Consider the following 21,727-nt stretch of genomic DNA (forward strand, 5'->3'; position numbering starts at 1 on the left):
ATGAAACTCAACGTCGCCGTCCAGATGGACCCCATCGCCCGGATCAACATCAAGGGCGATTCCACCTTCGCGCTGCTCCTGGAGGCGCAGAAACGCGGCCATGGCCTGTCCTATTACACGCCCGACAAGCTCTCGATGGTTGGCGAGGAGATCGTCGCCCCGGTCCAGCTGCTGACGGTGCGCGACGAGCCGGGCAATCATTTCACGCTCGGCGAGCCGAAGCGCGAGGCGCTGAACGGCTTTGACGTGGTGCTGCTGCGCCAGGACCCGCCGTTCGACCTCGCCTACATCACCTCGACGCACTTCCTGGAGCGCATCCATCCGAAGACGCTGGTGGTCAACGATCCGGCCTCGGTGCGCAACGCGCCGGAAAAGCTGTTCGTGATGAATTTTCCGCAGCTGATGCCACCGACGCTGATCTCACGCGATCTCGACGAGATCAACGCGTTCCGCGACAAGCATGGCGCCGTCGTCATGAAGCCACTGCACGGCCATGGCGGCGCGGCAGTGTTCCGCGTGATGCCGCAGGACATGAATTTCGGCTCGCTGTTCGACATGTTCTCGGTGACGTTCAAGGAAGCCTGGGTGATCCAGCAGTTCATCCCCGAGGTGAGGCACGGCGACAAGCGCATCATCCTGGTCAACGGCGAGTTCGCCGGCGCGGTGAACCGCGTGCCGGCCGCCGACGATCTCCGCTCCAACATGGTCCGCGGCGGCGCGGCGCAGGAGACCGAGCTCACCCCGCGCGAGCGCGAGATCTGCGCCACCGTCGGCCCGGCGCTGCGCGAGCGCGGCCTGTTGTTCGTTGGCATCGACGTCATCAACGGCAATCTCACCGAGATCAACGTGACCTCCCCGACCGGCATCCGCGCCATCGCGCGGCTCGGCGGCCCCGACGTCGCGGCGAAGATCTGGGACGTGGTCGAACAGAAGCGGGCGAAGTAGCTACGTAGCCCGGATTGCGCTGCGCTCCATCCGGGCTACGCGACTCCATCACCGTCACCCTGAGGTGGCCGCTCCTTCAGCGGCCCTCGAAGGGCGACGGCCCGGCTGCATCCCGGCCGCGCATCCTTCGAGGCTCACCTTGCGATGCAATGCATCGCAAGCCTCGCACCTCAGGATGACGGATCACCAGTGTCGGCGCAGCTCGCTGCGATCGTGCCGTGACCGCAAACGTCCGCATCACTAACCCCCCGTTCACCATGACGCCGCGCCCATCGTGCAAACGCACGAGCGCGCTTACGTGAATCTACGGGGCCGCTGGCCGACCTAATAACGCCGCGTTCACCATCTGCCGAGAACCATCAGCGCCGCCGACGATCGCGTTCGGCCTCGCAACACCCCTTATACTTTTACTCCCTACTCATCGACACGGGGGAACCCGCCAGGTGCGGTTCGAGTGCCCCGCGTATGAGTAAAAGCGTATGAACACCGCACGCATTGTCGTCCTCGTCATCGCGCTGGCCGCCGGCGGCGTCGCTGCGTATCTGGCGAGCGGCTATCAGAATGCCCCCGCGCCCGCTGCGCCCGTCGCCGAGAAGCTGCCGACGGTCGAAGTCCTCATCGCCAAGAACGACATCCAGCTCGGCCAGGCGCTCAAGCCCGACGATCTGCAATGGCAAGCCTGGCCTGCGGCAACCGCGAGCAGCGCCTTCATCCGCCGTGACAGCAGGCCCGAAGCCCAGACCCAGATCGCCGGCTCGATCGCACGCGTGCCCCTGATGCAGGGCGAGCCGATCCGCGAGCAGAAGCTGGTCAGGGCCGAAGGCTCCGGCTTCATGGCTGCGATCCTGCCGTCGGGCATGCGCGCCGTTTCCACCGAGATTTCAGCCGAGACCGGCGCGGGCGGCTTCATCCTGCCGAACGATCGCGTCGACATCGTCCTGACCCGCCGCCTGAAGAATCCCGACGCCAATGGCGCGCTGGCCGGCAACGACCTCATTCTGTCCGAGGTGATCCTGACCAACATCCGCGTGCTCGCGATCGACCAGGCGCCGAAGGAAAAGGACGGCCAGACCGCCGTCGTCGGCAAGACCGTAACGCTCGAGCTCAAGCCCGACCAGGTCGCGACGCTGTCGGCCGCGCGCCAGGGCGGCACGCTCCAGCTCGCGCTGCGCAGCATCGTCGATGCCAACGCGGTGGAAGGCACAATCGCGGACAAGGCGGCCAAGGTCACCGATGGCGTCAACGTCATCCGCTTCGGCGTACCGGCGCGGCAACTAACGTCACAGAAGTGATGGGGACATCATGAACTTTGGGGATGATCGGACGGGGCTGCGCATTCGGGGGAAGCGCGCAGGCTCGTTCTTCGTGGGGACGCTGCTGATGCTGGGGCTGCTCGCGGCCCCGAACTGCGTCGGCGCTGCGGACGCGCCGGTCGGCGATCAGGCGCCGATGCAGGCGCCGGATCTCGGTGTGTCGCCGGTCGCGACGATCGCGCCGGCGAGGACGCGTTCTCTTTCGCTCGGCGTCGGCAAATCCGTCGTCATCGACCTGCCGCGCGAGGTCAAGGACGTGCTGGTGGCCGATCCCAAGATCGCCAATGCGGTGATCCGCTCGGCCCAGCGTGCCTATATCATCGGCGGCCAGGTCGGCCAGACCAACGTCGTGTTCTTCACCGCCGACGGCCAGCAGGTCGCCGCCTATGACATCGCGGTGAAGCGCGACCTCAACGGCATGCGTACGGCCCTGCGCCAATCGCTGCCGGGCGTGCAGATCGAAGGCGTGGGCGACAGCGTGATGCTGACCGGCTCGGTGTCGAGCCCGGTGGAGGCCCAGCAGGCCGGCGACGTCGCAGCCAAGCTGGTCGGCGGCTCCGAGAAGGTCGTCAACAACATCGTCGTGCGCGGCCGCGACCAGGTGATGCTCAAGGTCGTCGTCGGCGAAGTGCGCCGCGACATCGTCAAGCAGCTCGGTGTCGACCTCAGCGCCAGCCTGAACGCCGGCACCGCGGTGGTGAATTTCAACAACTCCAACCCGTTCTCAGTCTCCGGCGGCCCGCTCGTCAGCAGCAACGGGCTCGGTGTTACCGGACTTGCAAAAGGCGTGGCCACCGTCAACGCCACGATGCGGGCGATGGAAAGCGCCGGCGTGATGCGGACGCTGGCCGAGCCGAGCCTGACGGCGATCTCCGGCGAGTCCGCGACTTTCATCGCGGGCGGCGAGTTCCCGATCCCTGCGGGCTATTCCTGCGATCCGGTCACCCACGTCTGTACCACCCAGATCACCTACAAGAAGTTCGGCATCTCCCTCAACTTCACGCCGGTCGTGCTCAGCGAGGGACGTATCAGCCTGCGCGTGATGACCGAGGTCTCGGAGCTGTCGAACCAGAACGCCATCTCCGTGACGCAGGCGGTGTCCGCGGGCCAGACCAGCTCGATCACCATCCCCTCGATCCAGACCCGCCGCGCCGAGACCACGCTCGAAATTCCCTCGGGCGGCTCGATGGCGATGGCCGGCCTGATCCAGCAGCAGACCAAGCAGGCGATCAACGGCCTGCCCGGTGTCGACCAGGTGCCGATCATCGGTGCGCTGTTCCGCAGCCAGGACTTCGTCAACAACGAGACCGAGTTGATGGTGATCGTGACGCCCTATGTGGTGCGCGCGGTCGCCCAGAAGGAATTGTCGCGGCCCGACGACGGCTTCGCGCCGGCCTCGGACGCGCAGACCGCTCTGCTCGGCCGCATGAACCGTCTCTATGGCGTCGCGCGCCGCGTCGATCCGATCAACGGAGCGCCGGGTGATTTCGGCTTCATCATTGACTGATGACGGACGGTTTGGGGACCGAGCAAGGCACGGGGCAAGAGGGGACCAGGCGATGACGACAACATCTGCCGATCGACGTCGCAGCTTGAGAATCGCGCTGGCACTGACGGGCCTCTCCGTCATGCTGGGCGCCTGCAACACCACCGGCGAGATCGTCACCCAGACGGTGCCGACCGACTATCGCCAGCGCCACCCGATCGCCGTGCAGGAAGGCAAGAAGTCGATCGTCATCTTCGTCGGCAAGGCGCGCGGCGGCCTTTCGGCCGCGCAGCACTCGGACGTCGCGGGGATCGCGCGGGACTGGGTGCGCGAAGGCACCGGCTCCGTCGTCGTCGACGTCCCCGTCGACACCGCGAATTCGCGCGCGGCGGCCGCGACCTATCGGGAGATCCGTTCCTTGCTCGCATCCGGCGGCGTGCCGTCCCGCGCCATCGTGCAGCATCCCTATCGCCCTGAGGATCCCGGACTGCTGCCCACCATCCGCTTGAGCTATTCCAGGATCGCCGCGGTGGCCGGCCCTTGCGGGCTGTGGCCGGAAGATATCGGGCCCAACATCCTCGATCCCGGCTACAACGAGAACCGGCCCTATTTCAATCTGGGCTGTGCCAGTCAGCGCAATCTCGCGGCGATGATCGACAACCCCGCCGACCTCGAGCAGCCGCGATCCGAGGCGCCCGCTTATACCGCCCGACGCGACATCGCCTTCGAGCGTTACCGCAAGGGTACGGCGATCTCGACTCCCTCACCCGAGACCGACAAGGCCAAACTCAGCGATATCGGCAAATGACAGCGCTTCACGAAGACGACGCGGACGATCCGCGGCACCCCGAGGAACACATTGCGCCGGTCCCCCGCATCTCGGTGCAGGCCTTTTGCGAGACCGAGAAGACGCTCGCCGCGGTGACCGCGGCGGGGCAGGACCGCCGGCTTGCCAAGGCGCACCTCACCGCCAAGGACGGCGGCCTTGCCGCGGCGATCGAGGTCTATGAATCGATGCCGACGCCGAACGTGATCGTGATCGAATCCGACGGCACGCGCGACATCCTCGAAGGGCTCGACGACCTCGCCGGCGTCTGCGATCCCGGCACCCGCGTGGTCGTGATCGGCAATCCCAACGACACCGCGCCCTATCGCGAGCTGGTGCGCCGCGGCGTCAACGACTACGTCGTCGGCCCGGTCGAAACGCTCGACGTCGTCCGCTCGATCTGCAGCCTGTTCTCCGCCTCCGAGGCCATCATCACCGGCCGCGTCATCGCGGTGGTCGGCGCCAAGGGCGGCGTCGGCGCGTCCACGGTCGCGCACAATGTGGCCTGGACCATCGCCCGCGACCTTTCGCTCGATTCGGTCGTGATCGATCTCGACCTCGCCTTCGGCACCGCGAGCCTCGACTACAACCAGGACCCGGTGCAGGGCATCGCCAACGCGGTGCTGTCGCAGGACCGCCCGGACACGGCGCTGATGGAACGCCTGCTCGCCAAATGCACCGAGCGCCTCAGCCTGCTCGCGGCGCCTGCCACGCTCGACCGCGTCTACGACTTCGGCGCCGAAGCCTTCGACGCCGTGTTCGATACGCTGCGCATGACCACGCCCTGCATCGTGCTCGACGTGCCCCACCAATGGTCCGGCTGGACGCGGCGCGCGCTGGTGAACGCCGACGACATCGTGATCGTCGCCGAGCCCGATCTCGCGAACCTGCGAAACACCAAGAACATGCTGAGCGTGCTGAAGGCGGCGCGGCCGAACGACCGGCCGCCGCTGTACTGCCTCAACCAGGTCGGCATGCACAAGCGCGCCGAGATCGAGGTCAAGGCTTTCGCCAAGACCATGGAGAGCCAGCCGATCGCGGTGATCCCGTTCGATTCGAAGCTGTTCTCGACCGCGGCCAATAACGGCCAGATGATCGCCGAGGTCTCCAAGAACCACCGCACCACCGAGCTGTTTCAGAACATGGCGAACCGCCTCGCCGGCCGCGGCGAGGTGAAAAAGCCGAAACGCTCGCTGCTCGAGCCGCTCTTGAAGAAGCTGAAGGGCAGATCAGGCCGCAGCTCCGCGCCGCATCGCAAGGCGTCATAGGCGTACGCCAAAAGCGGCGGACTACTTGTCCGCCCGCTGCTGCTTCTTTGCCAGCAGCTGCCGCAGCGCCGTGACCTTGGCCGCGGCCTGGTCCGGCGGCAAATCTGCCTTCACGAGGATTTCCGCCTCGGCCTCACGGCCCTGCAATCCCAGCACGAGCGCCAGATTGGCGCGGACCCGCACATCGTTCTGATTGCGCTGATAAGCGCGGCCAAGCACCTGTTCGGCCCTCGGCAGATTGTTCTGCAGCATATAGGACAGGCCGAGATTGGACAGCACGGTCGGCTCGTCCGGCACGATCTTCAACGCCGCGGCGTAATATTGCTGCGCTTCCTCGTTGCGGCCGAGCTGATCGAGCGCGGCGCCCTGCGCCGACAGGATGCGCCAATCGGGATCCTCAGGCGAATGCGCGCGGCCGAGGACGTCGAAGGCCTGCTGGAAATTGCCGTTGTCGGCGAGGGCGCGGCCGTAGCCGGCGAGCAGCGCCTTGTTGCCGGGATGGGCGAGCACGGCCTGCTCGAGCACCGCGACCGCCTGAGCGCGCTGGCCGCCGTCGCGCAGCGCCTTGCCGTATTCGATGGCAATCGCGGGATCGCTGGGCTTGGCCCGGTAACGCTCGCGCAAGGCGTCCATGTCCGGCCTGCCGCGGGCCTTGTCATTGGCCTTGTCATTGGTCTTGGCGGCGGATTCCTGCTTGCCGCCGAGCGCGCCGGTGACGTCCTCGATACCGGTGGTCTGGCAGCCGCCAAGGGCAAGGATCAGGACGGCGGAACACAGATATCCCGCCGGCGGAAAGGCGAGGGACAAACGCTTGAACATACTCTGATCACTCGGCGACTGATCAGAGATGCTTGCCGATTAACGCTAAAGTCCCGTTAAGGACGGAAGTCCCCGCGTCTCAATCGACGAATTCGGCACCGAATTCGCAGCCGATGCGCCAGCGCAGGCGGCATTGGCGGGAATAGTCCGGCGCGAAGATGATGGTGAATTGCGGCGGCACTTCCAGAAATTCCGCCACGACCTTCACGCCGCCATCCGAGATATCGGTGATGGTGCAGTCCCGCGGCAGCGAGCCCGCGCCAAAATGGATCTTGGCGAGCCGGCTGCACACCCGACGTTCGCTTCTCCGGCGATTTGCAAGCATTTGAACTGTTCACCCGTTAGACCACGGCCCATCCCGCAGGCCTAGGAGTAGCGGACATTCGTTGGAATGTGCTGAGGACGGAGGGTAGCATTCGAGGCGTAGTGTCTCGGCCGTGTTTACGACTGGTTAGGACTTGCAGCTTCTCCCAGAGCGTTCCCGTATTGTTCTTGCGGACTGCGCCCGGCTCTGCTACCCCTAATTGTGCGAGAGGGGCAGGCTGGTTTGAGCATGGTTCAGCGGGTTTCCACCGTCGCCTTTGAGGGGATCGAGGCCCGCGCGGTCGACGTGCAGGTGCAGGTCGCCCCCGGCCTGCCGGCATTTGCCATCGTCGGTCTCCCGGACAAGGCGGTGTCGGAGGCGCGCGAGCGGGTGCGCGCGGCGCTGATCGCCTCGGGGCTGGCGCTGCCGGCGCGCCGGATCATCGTCAACCTGGCGCCGGCCGACCTGCCCAAGGAGGGCAGCCATTACGACCTGCCGATCGCGCTCGGCCTGATGGCGGCGATCGGGGCGATTCCGCCGGACGCGCTGACCGGCTTTACCGTTCTCGGCGAGCTCGGCCTCGACGGATCCATCGCGCCCGTGGCCGGCGTTCTTCCTGCCGCCATCGGCGCCAACATGCGCGAGGAAGGACTGATCTGCCCGGCCGCCTGCGGCTCCGAGGCCGCTTGGGCCAGCCCGGACATCCAGATCATCGCCGCACAATCGCTGATCCAGATCGCCAACCATTTCAAGGGCACGCAGGTGCTGTCGCGTCCTTCGCCGAAGGTGCATGAAGCAGCAAGCTCCACGCTCGACCTGCGCGACATCAAGGGCCAGGAAAGCGCCAAGCGGGCACTGGAGATCGCGGCTGCCGGCGGGCACCACCTGCTCATGATCGGCGCGCCCGGCGCCGGCAAGTCGATGCTGGCGGCGCGGCTGCCCTCGATCCTGCCGCCGCTCTCGCCGGGCGAGCTGCTCGAGGTCTCGATGATCGCCTCCGTCGCCGGCGAGATCGAAGGCGGCGCGCTGACGGCGCGGCGGCCGTTCCGCTCGCCGCATCATTCCGCAAGCATGGCCGCCCTCACCGGAGGCGGCATGCGCGCCAAGCCGGGCGAGATCTCGCTGGCGCATCAGGGCGTGCTGTTCCTCGACGAGCTGCCGGAGTTTGATCCACGCGTGCTTGATTCACTGCGGCAGCCGCTGGAGAACGGCGAGGTCGCGGTGTCGCGCGCCAATCACCGCGTCACCTACCCTGCCCGCTTCATGCTGGTCGCGGCGATGAATCCGTGCCGCTGCGGCAACGCGTTCGAGCCCGGCTATGCCTGCAAGCGCGGCCGCATCGACCGCTGCACCGGCGACTACCAGGCGCGCATCTCCGGTCCGCTGATGGACCGCATCGATCTGCGCATCGAGGTGCCGGCGGTGACCGCGGCCGATCTGATCCTGCCGCCGCCGACGGAAGGATCGGCCGAGGTTGCCGCGCGCGTGGCGGCGGCGCGCGACATTCAGCTCGCGCGTTACGCCGATGCCGGCCTGCCAAAAGTCCGCACCAATGCCGAGGCGCCCGCTTCCGTGCTGGAGGAGATCGCAAAGCCGGACCCGCAGGGACAAAAACTGCTGCGCGAGGCCGCCGAGACGATGCGGCTGTCGGCGCGCGGCTATCACCGCGTGCTGCGGGTGGCGCGCACGCTGGCCGACCTCGATTCCGCCGACAAGATCGGCCGGCTGCATCTGGCTGAGGCGCTGTCCTACCGCGCACTCGCGGAGGATGTGCGGCAGCTGGCTTGATCATTTAAGCGCATCAACCCGGCGGTAACGAGTTTCCTTTACGCTCTGCAAACCATAAGGCCCGCTCATCTCAGTTGCGAGTTCCCGGGGCCTGGCGAGTAGAGTGTCATGTTGCGTCTCAAGATCCTGGCCTCGGTGGTTCCCCTGTTGGCAGCTGCGGTCTTCGCCCGCGCGGAAATCGGATCGGTCTCGCATCCCTGCATCGCCCTGGGCGACACCTCGGTCGAACTCACGTCGCTGTTCTGGACCGCCGGCGTGCATGTCGCCTTCACTGAAGATCCGGCGCGCGCCACGGTGCGGGTTCAGATCACCGACGATGCGGACGCTGCGGACTTCGCCGTGGTCGACGACGGCCTCGGTTCCGAGCCGGACTCCTGTCAGGCCAGCCCCTCGACGCGCCTCGTCTCGATTGCCGCTCAGCCCGTCGACGGCGGCCAGGTGATCTATCTCTCCACCGACGGGCCGGCGGATTACCGCATCTATGTGCGCTCGAAGTCGTTCTCGCAGCGCGAGGCGGCGGCGCTGATCGTCGGCGCCCATGGCGGCCATCGACATCTCCAGGCCGCCTCGCTGTAGGCCGTTAATATCTCGTCAACCCTGTTAGGAGGCGGCACCGAAGCCTCAAACTGTTTGCAAGGTCGACGGGCCATCGTCGCACGCGGCAGTGGTGGGGTTTCGGACAATAGTCGGGGTGACGATGGGTCGGACGTTCCGGATCAAGGTGCGCATGCGCCGTTTCAGGCGAAAGCACCCCCGCATCGCCTTTGCGATCCGCTCCTTCGTGATCTTCTCGGCGACGTTCGGTGGCGCCTATGGCTTCGTCTCGGGCAGCCGGTCCGAGACCTCCGGCTACGATCCCCACGCCTTTGCGATCGGCGCGAGCTTCCTGTTTGCGCTCGCCTGTCTCGGCCTTGCGACGCTGAGCATGCGTCTGCGTTTCGTCAACAAGCGGATGCGTACGCTCGCCGCCCACAACGAGGCACTGATCGACCGCAATTGGGAGCTGAAGGAAGCCGAAGAACGCGCCCGCAGTCTGTTCGAGCAGCAGGGCGACCTCATCGTTCTGCGCGACACCGATGGCCGCATCACCTTCGCCAATGAGGCCTATTGCGCGCTGGCAGGACAGGCGCGCAACGCGCTGGTCGGCACGCGTTTCGACTTCGACGTGCTGGAGCAGGGCGACAGCGCGCGCGAGAGCAACGGCACGCGCGTCCACGACCAGAAGATCGCAACCCCGCTCGGCGCGCGCTGGATCGCATGGCGCGAGGGCTATGTCCGCCTCGATGCCGGGCAACCCGCCGAATTGCAGAGCGTGGGACGCGACGTCACCGACCGCACCGAGACCGAGCGCGCTCTGTCCGACGCGCGCGACCAGGCCGACGCGGCCAACCGCGCCAAATCGCGCTTCCTCGCCATGGCCTCGCACGAGATCCGCACGCCGCTCAACGGAATCATCGGCATGGGCGGCCTCTTGCTCGACACCAATCTGACGCCGGAGCAGGCGACCTATGCCAAGGCGGTGAAGACCTCGGGCGAAGCCTTGATGGCGCTGATCGAGGAGTTGCTCGACTATTCCAAGATCGAGGCCGGCAAGCTCGACCTCGAGCAGCGCCCCTTCGCACTCGCGACCCTGGTCGAAGAGATCACCGAGCTGCTCGCGCCCCGCGCGCAGGCGAAGGAGCTCGAGATCGCTGCCTATGTCGACGAGCGTCTGCCGCTGGAGGTGATCGGCGATTCCGCGCGACTGCGCCAGGTGCTGCTCAATCTCGCCGGCAACGCCATCAAGTTCACTGGCAAGGGCGGCGCGGCGCTGATCGTCGAGCCCGGCATCTGGCCGAACGAGATCAGCTTCCTGGTCCGCGACACCGGCATCGGCATCGCAGCCGAAGCCCAGCAACGCATCTTCCGCGAATTCGAGCAGGCCGACAAGCGCGTCGCCCGCACCTATGGCGGCACCGGGCTCGGCCTTGCCATCAGCGAGCGCATCGTCAAGCGCATGGGCGGCCGGATCACGCTCACGAGCGAGCCGGGGAAGGGCTCGACCTTCGAGATCGCAGTGCCGCTTCCGCCGTCGCAGGCGAGCGCGGGGCAGACCGCCTTTCCAAGCCCCGATCTCACCGGCAAGTCGATCCTCCTCGTCGCCGACGGCATCGAGGCCTCGCTGATCGCGCGCCGCCTGGAACGCTGGGGCGGCCAGACCTGCCTGGTTGCGGACGCGGCGGTCGCCGAAGCGCTGCTGCCGGAACGCTCCTGGCACGCGCTGCTGGTCGATCGTGCGATCGGCCCTGGCATCGCCGACCAGCTCGGCGAAATGGCCCGCGCACATGCGCTGCAGCGCCTCGTGCTGCTGACGTCGAGCTCGCGGCATGAGAAACTGTCGCCGGCCTTCACCGGCTTCCTGGTGAAGCCGCTGCGAGCGGCCTCCCTTGCCGCCCGCCTCGCGCTGACGCCAGAGGTCGCCTCGCCCGATCTCGCGCCGGAATCGACCGCTGAAGCTGCCGGCACGACAGCCGCAAAGGGCCTGTCCATCCTCGTCGCCGAGGACAACGAGATCAACGCGCTGCTGATGCGCTCGCTGCTGACGAAGCTCGGCCATCGCGTCGTCATCGCCATCCACGGCGAGGCCGCGCTGGAATCCTGGCTCGCGGCGTCATCGGCCGGCACGCCCTACGATCTCGTGCTGATGGATATCCAGATGCCGCAGCTCGACGGCATCGAGGCGACCAAGCGCATCCGCGCGCATGAGGCCGCCACGGGCGGCCACCACACGCCGATCCTCGCGCTCACCGCCAATACGCTGGTGGAAGATCGCTATGCCTGCTTCGAAGCGGGCATGAACGGATTCCTGATCAAGCCGCTCGATCGCGACAAGCTGGACGAAGCGCTGGCAGGGCTGGCAGCGTCGCGGCGGCTGGCCGTCTGATCGGGCTTCTCGCGGAACCGCGATCCCATCCGGCAATCGACAATTGAATTCGGCCGCGTTGCGCGTCACCATCCTCCGGGGGCATTTGCCGGAGGATTTCGCACATGACTGTGCTGTGCCGCCTCGCATTCATTGTCCTTCTCGTCGGCTTCTCTCGACCCGCCGCGGCCGATACACCGGAGCTGATCGCCTCGCTCAAGCAAGGCGGCTACGTGCTGATCTTTCGGCACACCGCGACCGACGACAGCCAAAAGGACATCTACCCCTTCAAGTTCGACGACATGAGCGCCCAGCGCCAGCTCAGCGAGAAGGGCAGGGACATGGCGCGCCGGATCGGGGCGGCGATCAAGGAGCTCGCGATCCCGATCGGCGATGTCTACACCAGCCGGCTGAACCGCGCGATCGAGGCCGGCAAGCTGATCTCCGGCCGTGAGGTCAAGCCGATCGATGCCTTGACGGACAGCAGCAACGCCAGCGCGTCGGGAATGGCAAACCCGGCCGGCGCCAATGCGAAGGCTGGCCAGGCCGTGCGTCAGCTCGTCGACGCGCCGCCGAGGGCCGGCTTCAACACGTTCCTTGTCACCCACAAGACGAACATCGCCGATGCCTTCGGCAAGGATGCCGGCGACGTCCAGGAGGGCGAGGCCTTCGTCTACAAGGCCAGCGGTTCCGGTCCCGCCACCTTTGCGGGGCGCATCAAGATCGCCGATTGGACTGCCAAGACCGGCAAGTGATCGACCACATGCGATTTTATCGCCGGCGCGACGGAGGCAGGGCGTGGCTTGCCGCTCCGGCACGGTCCTGTGCTACCAACGTCCCGTAAGGTGCGACTGGAGGACCGGCGGCACGTGAGAACATCGGAAGACCGCTCATTTCTCGTCTGGCTTGGCGTGATTACCCTCGCCTTCGGCTGGCTGCTTTGGCCGTTCTCTGGCGCCCTGTTGTGGGCCACCCTGCTGGCGATCATCTTCGCGCCTTTCTATCGACGCTGCCTGGAACCGTTTCCGGAATGGCGCAACGCTGCCGCACTTTCCACCGTGATCGTCGTGGTCGTCATGGTCCTGATCCCCGTCGGGGTCGTGATTGCTTCGCTCGTCGACCAGGGAGGCGAGCTCTATCAGCGCGTTCAGACTGGCGAGATCAATCTGGCTCATCCCCTGCAGCAACTGAAGGCGGCACTGCCGGACTGGGCCGCGTCCTTGTCGGACCGCCTGGCCGGCATCGATCTGACGGCCCTGAAAGAACGCTTGTCGAGCCTGGTCGTCCCGGCCGGCCAGCAGCTGGCCGGGCACGCGATCAATATCGGTCAGCTGACGCTGGAGTTCGTCGCGAGCCTGCTTGTGATGCTGTACTTGCTGTTCTTCTTCCTGCGCGACGGTGACGAGCTGAACTCGCGTATCCGCGACGCGCTGCCGCTGCGAGCGAGCCACTCCGCCAAGATCCTCGATGCGTTCACGCTTGCGGTTCGCGGCACGATCAAGGGGATTATCCTGGTTGCCATGATCCAGGGCGCACTCGGCGGCCTGATCTTCTGGCTGCTCGGCCTGACTGCGCCGCTGCTGGCCGGTGCCGTCATGGCGCTGCTTTCGCTTCTGCCGGTGGTCGGCTCCGCCATGGTCTGGGTTCCGGCCGGCCTCTATTTGCTCGTCTCGGGCGCCGTCACGAAGGGAATCATCCTGCTCGCTTTCGGGACCTTCGTGATCGGCCTTGCCGATAATTTTCTGCGCCCAATTCTGGTCGGACAGTCGATCCGGATGCCGAGCTATGTCGTGCTGCTCGCGACCCTGGGTGGCCTTGCGACCTTCGGAGCGAACGGCTTCGTCATCGGCCCGCTCGTCGCCGCAATGTTCCTGACCGCGTGGCAGATCTTCGTCGGCTCCAAGGAGCGTCAGGAGGCTAGCAAGTGACGTGTCAGGCGGCGTAAGCCATGAAGCGCGGCGCGGATAGCTTGTCAGGCGACCGCTGGGTTCCCTGGAAGAGGGTGTCTGTCTGCGCGGTCCGCTTGCAATGCGGGCAGACGAACAGATGCGCGATGATCGGAACCGGCTCGTCTGCGAGCAGCTCCGAGCGAAACCACCTCATCTCGATGTGGCAGTCCGGGCAGGTCGGCGCTTCAAGCTGCTCCGCAGCCCTTCTGAGACGATCAACCATGGACCCCCCGCCCCCGCGTTTTCGAAGGTCATAGCCGAATACCTTTTGGCGGTCTGCAACAAAAGGCACCTTTGTCCGAACCGACCCGCGCCTTCTCGAGCATTTTCGGTTCTGATTGAATCAGAACCGAAGCTCTAGATTCTTGTTTTAACGCGTTTTCTTCACGCGAACCGGCGTCCACTTCGCTCGAAAACGCTCCAGGCCGCCGCGATCACAGACGTCTGAGCGCGACGCTCTCCACCGCGTGATCCGCGCCCTTCTTCAGGATCAGTGTCGCACGCGGACGGGTCGGCAGGATGTTGTCCTCGAGATTGGCGAGGTTGGTGCGCTCCCAGATCGCCGTGGCGGTGGCGGTAGCCTCCTCGTCCGAGAGCAGCGCATAGCGGTTGAAATAGGACTTCGGATTGGTGAACGCGGTGTCTCGGAGCGCCAGGAAGCGCTTGATGTACCATTGCCGCAGCGCCGCCTCGTCGGCATCGATATAGACCGAGAAGTCGAAGAAGTCGGAGACCACGGGCACCGCCTTGCCGTCGCGCGGCAGCTTGCCGGTCTGCAGCACATTGACGCCCTCGACGATCAGGATGTCGGGCTGGTCGATCTCGGCCCACTCGTTCGGCACGATGTCGTAGGTCAGATGCGAATAGACCGGCGAACGCACATGGCGGCGGCCGGACTTGATATCGGAGAGGAAGCTCAGCAGCAGCGGCAGGTCGTAGCTCTCCGGAAAGCCCTTCTTCTGCAGGATGCCCTGCTGTTCGAGCAGGGCCTTCGGGTAAAGAAACCCGTCGGTGGTGATCAGCTCGACCTTCGGACGCGGCGACCAGCGCGCCAGCAAGGCCTGGAGCACGCGGGCCGTGGTGGATTTCCCGACGGCGACCGAACCGGCGACCCCGATGATATAGGGCACCTTGCGGTCGCGGATGTTGAGAAACTGGCGCTCCGCGTAATACAGGCGCTGCATCGCATCGACATAGATCGAGAGCAGGCGCGACAACGGGAGATAAATGTCCTCGACTTCCTTGAGATCGAGGCGGTCGTGCAGCGAGCGCAACCGGTCGAACTCGCCCGGCTCCAGCGTCATCGGCGTATCGTCACGCAGCCGCGCCCACTCTTCGCGGGTGTAAACGCGGTACGGATTATACTGCTGCTCGGGTGCGCGGATATCCATGACGCGACCTTTCCGTTAAGAGCTCGACTAGCTGCCGCTCTTGCGAGACGCTTTCTCTTCCAACCCTGACATATTCGTCCGCTTGTCCAGCGTCGCCTCGACCTCTTCCAGCTTTACGCCGCGGGCCTTGAGCAGGACAAGGAAATGATAGAGCAGGTCCGCGCTTTCGGCGATCAGATGCGCGCGATCGTTTTCGACTGCTGCGATTACGGTTTCGACTGCTTCCTCGCCGAACTTCTTGGCGCAATGCTCGGCACCTTTGTCCAGAAGCTTGCGGGTATAGGAGGCCTCGCCGCCGGCGGCGGCGCGGGCGTCGATGGTCTCGGCCAGATCGTGGATCGTAAAACGCGGCATCGGACTTACTCGGACACACTTGAGGCCACGGAGGCCATTCCCCGCCGGCCTATGTAGCATTTTTGCGATCGGGAGTCGTCAGGCATCGAGGCGCATCGCCAGTCCACGCCGGGCCATATGCTCCTTGGCTTCGCGGATGGTGAATTCCCCGAAATGGAAGATCGAGGCCGCCAGCACGGCCGTGGCGTGTCCGTCGCGGATGCCGTCGACGAGGTGATCGAGATTGCCGACGCCGCCCGAGGCGATCACCGGAACGGGAACGCTGTCGGCAATGGCCCGGGTCAGCGGGATGTCGAAGCCCTGCCTGGTGCCGTCGCGATCCATCGAAGTGAGCAGGATTTCGCCGGCGCCGAGCGCGACCACTTCCTGGGCATATTCGATGGCGTCGATGCCGGTCGAGTTGCGGCCGCCATGGGTGAAGATCTCCCAGCGGTCGCCGCCGGGGCGCTTGACCCGCTTGGCGTCGATCGCGACCACGACGCACTGCTCGCCGAATTTCTCGGCCGCTTCCTTGACGAACTCGCGTCGCGACACGGCCGCGCTGTTGATCGAGACCTTGTCGGCGCCGGCGCGCAGCAGCGTCTTGATGTCGTTGACCTCACGCACGCCGCCGCCGACGGTGACAGGCATGAAACAGGCCTCCGCGGTGCGGCGGACGACATCCAGCATGATGCCGCGGTTCTCGTGGGTGGCGGTGATGTCGAGGAAGGTGAGCTCGTCGGCGCCGGCGGCGTCATAGGCGATCGCGGCTTCGACGGGGTCGCCGGCATCCCGGAGATCGACGAAGTTGACGCCCTTGACGACGCGGCCGTCCTTGACGTCGAGGCAGGGGATCACGCGCACCTTGAACATCGGATGTCTCCTAGGCGGCGCGCGCGTTGCGGATCAAGGTGAGGGCGGCGGCGGGATCGAGCCGACCGTCATAGAGCGCGCGGCCGGCGATCGCGCCGGCAAGTCTCGATGCGCGCGGCGTCAGCATCGCCTTGACGTCGTCGATCGAGGCGAGACCGCCGGAGGCGATCACGGGAATGGAGATGGCGTCGGCCAGCGCGATGGTCGCGTCCAGGTTCAGGCCCTTGAGCAGGCCGTCGCGCGCGATGTCGGTGAAGATGATGGCGGCGACGCCGGCATCCTCGAAACGCTGCGCGATTTCCAGCACCGTGACCTGCGAGGTCTCGGCCCAGCCTTCGACCGCGACCTTGCCGTCACGCGCATCCAGCCCGACCGCGACGCGGCCGGGAAACTTCTTCGCCGCCGCCTTCACCAGTTCAGGGTCGCGTACCGCGGCGGTGCCGATGATGACGCGGGTGATGCCCTTGTCGAGCCAGGCTTCGACGGTCTTGAGATCGCGAATGCCGCCGCCGAGCTGCACCGGGATCCTGATCGCCTTCAGCATCGCCTCGACGGCTTGCGCATTCACCGGCTTGCCGGCAAAGGCGCCGTCGAGGTCGACGACGTGGAGATACTCAAAGCCCTGCTCGACGAAGCTCTGCGCCTGCGCGGCCGGGTTGAGGTTGAACACGGTCGCGCGCGCCATGTCGCCTTGCTCCAGGCGCACGCACTGGCCGTTCTTGAGGTCAACAGCGGGAAAGAGAATCACGGTTTCCATCGCAAAAAGTTCGAGATCAGGGCCAATCCAAAACGCTGGCTCTTCTCGGGGTGGAATTGGGTGCCGATGGCGGTGTCCTTGGCGACGATCGCGGTGACGGGACCGCCGTATTCGGCGCGCGCGAGCACGTCCGCCTCGTTGGCGGCGTTGAGGTGATAGGAGTGCACGAAATAAGCGTGCTGGCCCTTGGGGCCGAGCGTCAGCTTGTTCAGCACCGGATGCTCCTGCAGCAGGTCGAGCGTGTTCCAGCCCATGTGCGGGATCTTCAGGCTCTCGTCGCGCGGCGTGATCTTCTCGACGTCGCCGCCGATCCAGTTCAGGCCTTCGGTGATGACATGCTCCTTGCCGCGGCTCGCCATCAGCTGCATGCCGACGCAGATGCCGAAGAACGGCCGCGCCTTGACCCGCACCGCTTCGGTGATCGCCTCGACCATGCCGTTGACGGCGTCGAGGCCGCGCCGGCAATCGGCAAACGCGCCGACGCCCGGCAGCACCAGGCGGTCGGCCTCGTAAGCCTGATCGGGATCGCTGGTGACGAAAACCTTTTGCGGATTTTCGAGACTGCGCGCGGCGCGCTCGAACGCCTTCGCTGCGGAATGCAGATTGCCGGAACCGTAATCGATGATGGCGACGCTCATCTTGACCCTCCCGGTTCTGGAAACAACCCGATGATGCCGCCGGCCGGAATCGGCGGCGGGTTCGAGAATTGCTGACCCGGCGTATGGCGGGTCGGCGGCGGGCCGCCGCGATCGACGGCCCATTGATCGTTGACGATGCCGTGCTGCTTCTGGCTCCAGCGCTCGAAGAAGCGGCGCTCGGCGGTGTCCTCGTCGTCGGCAACCACCACGTCGAGCTGCCGCCATTTGCCGCGCGACAGCGTCCAGCGGCGCAGGCTCGAGGCCTCGAGGCCCGTCAGCAGGGCAACGATGAGATCGGCGAAGAAGATCGAAGAGCGACCGATACCGAGGCTGGACAAGCCCGCATTGAACGCGGCGACGAAGATCAGATAGCCGATCAGCGCCAGCCAGAGCCGGTTCCACAGCAGCCAGAACGGTCCGAAGACCATCGCCCAGAAATGAAACCCGTCGCGCACGAACACGAACTTGTCGGTCGCGCGCAGATCGGCTCCGGCGGGGGAGGGAGCATGAACTGTATAGACAGGCATGGTGATGCCCCGTTCCTAGGGATTCAGTGATACCGCAAGCGGCGAATGCCGCCGCCGGCCGGAAACGTCAGCCGCCGAGCGAGCCCTTGGTCGACGGGATCTCGCCCGCCGCCTTCGGGTCGATCGCGACGGCGGTGCGCAGCGCCCGCGCCAGACCTTTGAAGCAGGACTCGGCGATATGGTGGCTGTTATCGCCATATAGGGTCTCGACGTGGAGAGTCACGCCGGCGTTCATGGCGAAGGCCTGGAACCACTCGCGCACCAGCTCCGTGTCGAATTCGCCGATCTTGTCGCGGGGAAAGTCGGCCTTGAACACCAGGAACGGGCGGCCCGAGATGTCGATGACCACGCGCGACAGCGTCTCGTCCATGGGCATGTGGATGCCGGCATAGCGGGTGATGCCCGCCATGTTGCCGAGCGCCTGCTTGACCGCCTGGCCGAGCGCGATGCCAGTGTCTTCGGTGGTATGGTGATAATCAATGTGCAGATCGCCAACCGCCTTGACCGTGAGGTCGATGCGGGAATGGCGGGCGAGAAGATCGAGCATATGGTCGAAAAAGCCGATGCCGGTCGCGATATTGGCCACGCCGGTGCCATCGAGGTTCACGGAGACCTCGATGTCGGTTTCCTTGGTCTTGCGCTTGATCGTCGCGGTGCGCATTGAAACTGCTCTCATCCTGGCTCGGGGCCGAAAACGCCGGTCTTTTAACAGCCAAATGACGCCTTCGCTACCGCGGGATCGCCTTGGCTGGGCGGCACTTCCACCTATGGTGACCGAAATTGGGGCCGGAGCGGCCCGTTGTGCCCTCAGCTCCGACCGCCTAAATCAGGCCGGACAGTGAGGTACTTCATGCAGGATTCCAAGAACAGCTCACCGGGCTGGCACGGCACCACGATCTTGACCGTCCGCAAGGGCGGCAAGGTGGTGGTTGGCGGCGACGGCCAGGTCTCGATCGGCCAGACCGTCATCAAGTCCAACGCCAAGAAGGTCCGGAAACTCGGCAAGGGCGACGTGATCGGCGGCTTTGCCGGTGCCACCGCCGACGCCTTCACCCTGTTCGAGCGGCTGGAAGCCAAGCTCGAGCAATATCCGGGGCAGCTGACCCGGGCCGCGGTCGAGCTCGCCAAGGATTGGCGTACCGACCGCTATCTGCGGCGGCTGGAGGCCATGATGATCGTGGCCGACAAGGACGTCTCCCTGGTGCTGACAGGCACCGGCGACGTACTCGAGCCCGAGGCCGGCGTGATGGCGATCGGCTCCGGCGGCAATTACGCGCTGGCGGCGGCCCGAGCCCTGCTCGACACCGACAAGGACGCCGAGGCCATCGTCCGCCGCTCCATGGACATCGCCGCCGACATCTGCGTCTACACCAACCGGAATTTGACCATCGAGAGCCTGGCGACCGGGTAGAGGATTCATCTGTGGATGAACAGCGTCGTTGCGGGCTCGGTCTAACCTCTCCCGCCTGCGGGAGAGGTCGCGCCGAAGGCGCGGGTGAGGGCTCTCGCCTCTTGGGGGCTCTCGCGAGTGGAGACACCCTCTCCCCAACCCTCTCCCGCAAGCGGGAGAGGGAGCGCAGCGCCGCTGTGGTTGCGCACGACGGCTTGTCACTGCGATGATGCGCGCACCATGATCCTTGCCGACAACGCGAAGCAACACACCGGCATGTCGATCCCCACAATCTACTGGGTCGGCATCGCGCTGTTGCTGCTGGCGCTGCAGGCCGCGATCCTGTTCGCGATGGGGCGGGTGCCGATCTGCACCTGCGGCTATGTCAAGCTGTGGCACGGCGTGGTGAACAGCTCGGAGAACTCCCAGCACATCGCCGACTGGTACACCTTCTCGCACATCCTGCACGGCTTCCTGTTCTACGGCCTGACCTGGCTGCTGTTCGTGCGCATGCCGTTCCTGTCCTTGTCGTGGCCGACGCGGTTGATCATCGCCATGCTGATCGAAGGTGCCTGGGAGATCGTCGAGAACTCGCCGTTCATCATCGAGCGCTACCGCGCCGGCACGATCTCGCTGGATTATTTCGGCGACAGCATCGTCAATTCGGTCTCCGACAATCTGGCCATGATGCTCGGGTTCCTCGTCGCGCGCGTTCTGCCCGTATCGGCGACGATCCTGATCGGCCTCGCCTTCGAGCTCATGCTGGCGCTCCACATTCGCGACAATCTGACGCTCAACATCCTGATGCTGATCCATCCGATCGAGGCCGTGAAGCAATGGCAGTCGGGTCCGCCCATCATCTGACCGAAAAAGCGACTTGTCCTTGGCCGCCTCCCGCCCTAGCTAGACAGACATGACAGACTTCTCTCCCCGCGAAATCGTTTCCGAACTCGACCGTTTCATCGTCGGCCAGGCCGATGCCAAGCGCGCCGTCTCGATCGCGCTGCGCAACCGCTGGCGGCGGCAGCAGCTCACCGGCTCCTTGCGCGAAGAGGTGCTGCCGAAGAACATCCTGATGATCGGCCCGACCGGAGTCGGCAAGACCGAGATCGCGCGACGGCTCGCCAAGCTGGCGAATGCGCCGTTCCTCAAGGTGGAGGCGACGAAATTCACCGAGGTCGGCTATGTCGGCCGCGACGTCGAGCAGATCGTGCGCGATCTCGTCGAGGTCGCGATCGCCCAGGTGCGCGAGAAGAAGCGCAAGGACGTGCAGGCCCGCGCCCAGCTCGCCGCCGAGGAGCGCGTGCTCGACGCACTGGTCGGCGCCAATGCCTCTTCCACGACGCGTGAATCTTTTCGCAAGAAGCTGCGCGCCGGCGAATTGAACGACAAGGAAATCGAGATCGAGACGCAAGGCGGCGGCAGCGGCATGCCGATGTTCGAGATCCCGGGCATGCCGGGCGCGCAGATGGGCGCGATCTCGATCGGCGACATCTTCGGCAAGCTGGGCGGCCGCAGCAAGACGCGGCGGCTGACGGTCGAGAGCTCGCACGAGATCCTCGTCAACGAGGAATCCGACAAGCTGCTGGACACCGATCAGCTGACGCTGGAGGCGATCAGCGCGGTCGAGAACAACGGTATCGTGTTCCTCGACGAGATCGACAAGATCTGCGCCCGTGACGGCCGCGTCGGCGGCGACGTCTCGCGCGAGGGCGTGCAGCGTGATCTCTTGCCCTTGATCGAGGGCACCACGGTCTCGACCAAGCACGGCGCGGTGAAGACCGACCACATCCTGTTCATCGCCTCCGGCGCCTTCCACGTCGCAAAGCCGTCGGATCTGTTGCCGGAATTGCAGGGCCGGCTTCCGATCCGCGTCGAATTGCAGGCGCTGACCCGCGACGACATGCGCCGCATCCTGACCGAGCCCGAGGCCTCGCTGATCAAGCAATATGTCGCCTTGATGCAGACCGAGGGCGTGACGCTCGACATCACCGACAGCGCCATCGACGCGCTCGCCGACGTCGCTGTCGCCGTCAATTCCACCGTCGAGAACATCGGTGCGCGGCGGCTGCAGACGGTGATGGAGCGGGTGCTGGACGAAATCTCCTTCACCGCGCCCGACCGCAATGGCGAGACCGTCAGGGTCGATGCCGATTTCGTGCAGAAGCACGTCGGCGACCTCGCCAAGAACGCCGACCTGAGCCGGTTCATTTTGTAA

The 21,727-nt window shown here is 65.7% G+C and carries 23 protein-coding genes; 13 read left to right on the forward strand and 10 right to left on the reverse strand.

From position 1 onward, the window contains the following. From gshB to UNPF46_RS16560, 5 genes are all read left to right on the forward strand, one after another. On the forward strand, positions 1-945 hold the full coding sequence (gene gshB / locus UNPF46_RS16535) for a glutathione synthase (RefSeq protein ID WP_142250710.1): 945 nt from the start codon (positions 1-3) through the stop codon (positions 943-945). Between the two features lie 479 nt (positions 946-1,424). After that, positions 1,425-2,237, forward strand: a complete 813-nt coding sequence (gene cpaB, locus UNPF46_RS16545) for a Flp pilus assembly protein CpaB (RefSeq protein WP_100175241.1) — start codon at positions 1,425-1,427, stop codon at positions 2,235-2,237. Positions 2,238-2,247: 10 nt separating this feature from the next. Beyond that, positions 2,248-3,765 carry a type II and III secretion system protein family protein gene (locus UNPF46_RS16550; RefSeq protein WP_100175242.1) on the forward strand — a complete coding sequence of 506 codons (1,518 nt, stop codon included), beginning with the start codon at positions 2,248-2,250 and terminating at the stop codon, positions 3,763-3,765. Positions 3,766-3,817: 52 nt separating this feature from the next. Continuing rightward, positions 3,818-4,552: a CpaD family pilus assembly protein gene (locus tag UNPF46_RS16555; protein ID WP_142250711.1), complete on the forward strand. Its 735-nt coding sequence runs from the start codon at positions 3,818-3,820 to the stop codon at positions 4,550-4,552. Beyond that, positions 4,549-5,838, forward strand: a complete 1,290-nt coding sequence (locus UNPF46_RS16560) for a CpaE/TadZ family protein (RefSeq protein ID WP_100175244.1) — start codon at positions 4,549-4,551, stop codon at positions 5,836-5,838. The genes UNPF46_RS16555 and UNPF46_RS16560 overlap by 4 nt, the downstream gene beginning before the upstream one ends. Positions 5,839-5,859: 21 nt before the next feature. On the opposite strand, the gene UNPF46_RS16565 is transcribed toward UNPF46_RS16560, so the two are convergent. Both UNPF46_RS16565 and UNPF46_RS16570 read right to left on the reverse strand, forming a co-directional pair. Then, positions 5,860-6,657: a tetratricopeptide repeat protein gene (locus UNPF46_RS16565; RefSeq protein WP_142250712.1), complete on the reverse strand. Its 798-nt coding sequence runs from the start codon at positions 6,655-6,657 to the stop codon at positions 5,860-5,862. 79 nt (positions 6,658-6,736) lie between these two features. Continuing rightward, positions 6,737-6,982: a PilZ domain-containing protein gene (locus tag UNPF46_RS16570; RefSeq protein ID WP_018644993.1), complete on the reverse strand. Its 246-nt coding sequence runs from the start codon at positions 6,980-6,982 to the stop codon at positions 6,737-6,739. A gap of 228 nt (positions 6,983-7,210) precedes the next feature. Between UNPF46_RS16570 and UNPF46_RS16575 the strand changes: the two genes are divergently transcribed. The 5 genes from UNPF46_RS16575 to UNPF46_RS16595 all read left to right on the forward strand — a co-directional run bounded on the left by UNPF46_RS16575 (position 7,211) and on the right by UNPF46_RS16595 (position 13,579). Continuing rightward, positions 7,211-8,749 carry a YifB family Mg chelatase-like AAA ATPase gene (locus tag UNPF46_RS16575; protein ID WP_100175246.1) on the forward strand — a complete coding sequence of 513 codons (1,539 nt, stop codon included), beginning with the start codon at positions 7,211-7,213 and terminating at the stop codon, positions 8,747-8,749. 108 nt (positions 8,750-8,857) lie between these two features. Then, positions 8,858-9,325: a hypothetical protein gene (locus tag UNPF46_RS16580; RefSeq protein WP_142250713.1), complete on the forward strand. Its 468-nt coding sequence runs from the start codon at positions 8,858-8,860 to the stop codon at positions 9,323-9,325. A 121-nt stretch (positions 9,326-9,446) separates the two neighbouring features. Then, complete coding sequence (locus UNPF46_RS16585; protein ID WP_181769964.1) at positions 9,447-11,672, forward strand: PAS domain-containing hybrid sensor histidine kinase/response regulator; 2,226 nt, start codon at positions 9,447-9,449, stop codon at positions 11,670-11,672. 104 nt (positions 11,673-11,776) lie between these two features. Then, positions 11,777-12,406 carry a histidine phosphatase family protein gene (locus UNPF46_RS16590; protein WP_181769965.1) on the forward strand — a complete coding sequence of 210 codons (630 nt, stop codon included), beginning with the start codon at positions 11,777-11,779 and terminating at the stop codon, positions 12,404-12,406. Between the two features lie 114 nt (positions 12,407-12,520). Continuing rightward, positions 12,521-13,579, forward strand: a complete 1,059-nt coding sequence (locus UNPF46_RS16595; protein WP_210248339.1) for an AI-2E family transporter — start codon at positions 12,521-12,523, stop codon at positions 13,577-13,579. A gap of 4 nt (positions 13,580-13,583) precedes the next feature. Here UNPF46_RS16595 and UNPF46_RS16600 read toward each other — a convergent pair whose 3' ends face one another. The 8 genes from UNPF46_RS16600 to hisB form a co-directional block, all read right to left on the reverse strand. Further along, the gene (locus tag UNPF46_RS16600; protein WP_142250717.1) at positions 13,584-13,823 is read right to left on the reverse strand and encodes a hypothetical protein; all 240 of its coding nucleotides are present in this window, start codon (positions 13,821-13,823) and stop codon (positions 13,584-13,586) included. 211 nt (positions 13,824-14,034) lie between these two features. Beyond that, a complete protein-coding gene (coaA, locus tag UNPF46_RS16605; protein WP_100175251.1) occupies positions 14,035-14,991 on the reverse strand; it encodes a type I pantothenate kinase in 957 nt (318 codons plus the stop codon). A 27-nt stretch (positions 14,992-15,018) separates the two neighbouring features. Beyond that, a complete protein-coding gene (locus tag UNPF46_RS16610) occupies positions 15,019-15,345 on the reverse strand; it encodes a phosphoribosyl-ATP diphosphatase (protein WP_100175252.1) in 327 nt (108 codons plus the stop codon). Between the two features lie 78 nt (positions 15,346-15,423). Continuing rightward, positions 15,424-16,197 (reverse strand): imidazole glycerol phosphate synthase subunit HisF, encoded by a 774-nt coding sequence (gene hisF / locus UNPF46_RS16615; protein WP_100175253.1) that lies wholly within the window; start codon positions 16,195-16,197, stop codon positions 15,424-15,426. 10 nt (positions 16,198-16,207) lie between these two features. After that, the gene (gene hisA, locus UNPF46_RS16620; protein ID WP_100180961.1) at positions 16,208-16,945 is read right to left on the reverse strand and encodes a 1-(5-phosphoribosyl)-5-[(5-phosphoribosylamino)methylideneamino]imidazole-4-carboxamide isomerase; all 738 of its coding nucleotides are present in this window, start codon (positions 16,943-16,945) and stop codon (positions 16,208-16,210) included. Beyond that, the gene (gene hisH, locus UNPF46_RS16625) at positions 16,942-17,592 is read right to left on the reverse strand and encodes an imidazole glycerol phosphate synthase subunit HisH (protein WP_142250718.1); all 651 of its coding nucleotides are present in this window, start codon (positions 17,590-17,592) and stop codon (positions 16,942-16,944) included. Before hisH ends, hisA begins: the two co-directional genes overlap by 4 nt. Further along, on the reverse strand, positions 17,589-18,119 hold the full coding sequence (locus UNPF46_RS16630; RefSeq protein WP_100175255.1) for a DUF2628 domain-containing protein: 531 nt from the start codon (positions 18,117-18,119) through the stop codon (positions 17,589-17,591). The genes hisH and UNPF46_RS16630 overlap by 4 nt, the downstream gene beginning before the upstream one ends. 67 nt (positions 18,120-18,186) lie before the next feature. Continuing rightward, positions 18,187-18,780: an imidazoleglycerol-phosphate dehydratase HisB gene (hisB, locus tag UNPF46_RS16635; protein WP_100175256.1), complete on the reverse strand. Its 594-nt coding sequence runs from the start codon at positions 18,778-18,780 to the stop codon at positions 18,187-18,189. A 189-nt stretch (positions 18,781-18,969) separates the two neighbouring features. Here hisB and hslV point away from each other — a divergent pair, with 189 nt between their 5' ends. The 3 genes from hslV (at position 18,970) to hslU (ending at position 21,727) form a co-directional block, all read left to right on the forward strand. Next, a complete protein-coding gene (gene hslV / locus UNPF46_RS16640) occupies positions 18,970-19,530 on the forward strand; it encodes an ATP-dependent protease subunit HslV (protein WP_100175257.1) in 561 nt (186 codons plus the stop codon). 255 nt (positions 19,531-19,785) lie between these two features. Then, positions 19,786-20,373 carry a DUF2585 domain-containing protein gene (locus tag UNPF46_RS16650; RefSeq protein WP_142250804.1) on the forward strand — a complete coding sequence of 196 codons (588 nt, stop codon included), beginning with the start codon at positions 19,786-19,788 and terminating at the stop codon, positions 20,371-20,373. A gap of 49 nt (positions 20,374-20,422) precedes the next feature. Further along, positions 20,423-21,727, forward strand: coding sequence for an ATP-dependent protease ATPase subunit HslU (hslU, locus tag UNPF46_RS16655; RefSeq protein WP_142250719.1), 1,305 nt, complete (start codon positions 20,423-20,425; stop codon positions 21,725-21,727).

The sequence above is a fragment of the Bradyrhizobium sp. UNPF46 genome (assembly GCF_006658625.1).
GTDB classification, from domain to species: Bacteria; Pseudomonadota; Alphaproteobacteria; order Rhizobiales; family Xanthobacteraceae; genus Bradyrhizobium; species Bradyrhizobium nitroreducens.

Bases quoted from the DNA above. Each gene is read 5' to 3' on its own strand.
- UNPF46_RS16580 (WP_142250713.1), top strand. From the start codon at position 8,858: ATGTTGCGTCTCAAGATCCTGGCCTCGGTGGTTCCCCTGTTGGCAGCT.
- UNPF46_RS16600 (WP_142250717.1), bottom strand. From the start codon at position 13,823: ATGGTTGATCGTCTCAGAAGGGCTGCGGAGCAGCTTGAAGCGCCGACC.
- hisF (WP_100175253.1), bottom strand. From the start codon at position 16,197: ATGTTCAAGGTGCGCGTGATCCCCTGCCTCGACGTCAAGGACGGCCGC.
- gshB (WP_142250710.1), top strand. From the start codon at position 1: ATGAAACTCAACGTCGCCGTCCAGATGGACCCCATCGCCCGGATCAAC.
- UNPF46_RS16610 (WP_100175252.1), bottom strand. From the start codon at position 15,345: ATGCCGCGTTTTACGATCCACGATCTGGCCGAGACCATCGACGCCCGC.
- coaA (WP_100175251.1), bottom strand. From the start codon at position 14,991: ATGGATATCCGCGCACCCGAGCAGCAGTATAATCCGTACCGCGTTTAC.
- UNPF46_RS16575 (WP_100175246.1), top strand. From the start codon at position 7,211: ATGGTTCAGCGGGTTTCCACCGTCGCCTTTGAGGGGATCGAGGCCCGC.
- UNPF46_RS16650 (WP_142250804.1), top strand. From the start codon at position 19,786: ATGTCGATCCCCACAATCTACTGGGTCGGCATCGCGCTGTTGCTGCTG.
- UNPF46_RS16560 (WP_100175244.1), top strand. From the start codon at position 4,549: ATGACAGCGCTTCACGAAGACGACGCGGACGATCCGCGGCACCCCGAG.
- UNPF46_RS16585 (WP_181769964.1), top strand. From the start codon at position 9,447: ATGGGTCGGACGTTCCGGATCAAGGTGCGCATGCGCCGTTTCAGGCGA.
- cpaB (WP_100175241.1), top strand. From the start codon at position 1,425: ATGAACACCGCACGCATTGTCGTCCTCGTCATCGCGCTGGCCGCCGGC.
- UNPF46_RS16555 (WP_142250711.1), top strand. From the start codon at position 3,818: ATGACGACAACATCTGCCGATCGACGTCGCAGCTTGAGAATCGCGCTG.
- UNPF46_RS16550 (WP_100175242.1), top strand. From the start codon at position 2,248: ATGAACTTTGGGGATGATCGGACGGGGCTGCGCATTCGGGGGAAGCGC.
- hisB (WP_100175256.1), bottom strand. From the start codon at position 18,780: ATGCGCACCGCGACGATCAAGCGCAAGACCAAGGAAACCGACATCGAG.
- hslV (WP_100175257.1), top strand. From the start codon at position 18,970: ATGCAGGATTCCAAGAACAGCTCACCGGGCTGGCACGGCACCACGATC.
- hslU (WP_142250719.1), top strand. From the start codon at position 20,423: ATGACAGACTTCTCTCCCCGCGAAATCGTTTCCGAACTCGACCGTTTC.
- UNPF46_RS16565 (WP_142250712.1), bottom strand. From the start codon at position 6,657: ATGTTCAAGCGTTTGTCCCTCGCCTTTCCGCCGGCGGGATATCTGTGT.
- UNPF46_RS16630 (WP_100175255.1), bottom strand. From the start codon at position 18,119: ATGCCTGTCTATACAGTTCATGCTCCCTCCCCCGCCGGAGCCGATCTG.
- UNPF46_RS16570 (WP_018644993.1), bottom strand. From the start codon at position 6,982: ATGCTTGCAAATCGCCGGAGAAGCGAACGTCGGGTGTGCAGCCGGCTC.
- hisH (WP_142250718.1), bottom strand. From the start codon at position 17,592: ATGAGCGTCGCCATCATCGATTACGGTTCCGGCAATCTGCATTCCGCA.
- UNPF46_RS16590 (WP_181769965.1), top strand. From the start codon at position 11,777: ATGACTGTGCTGTGCCGCCTCGCATTCATTGTCCTTCTCGTCGGCTTC.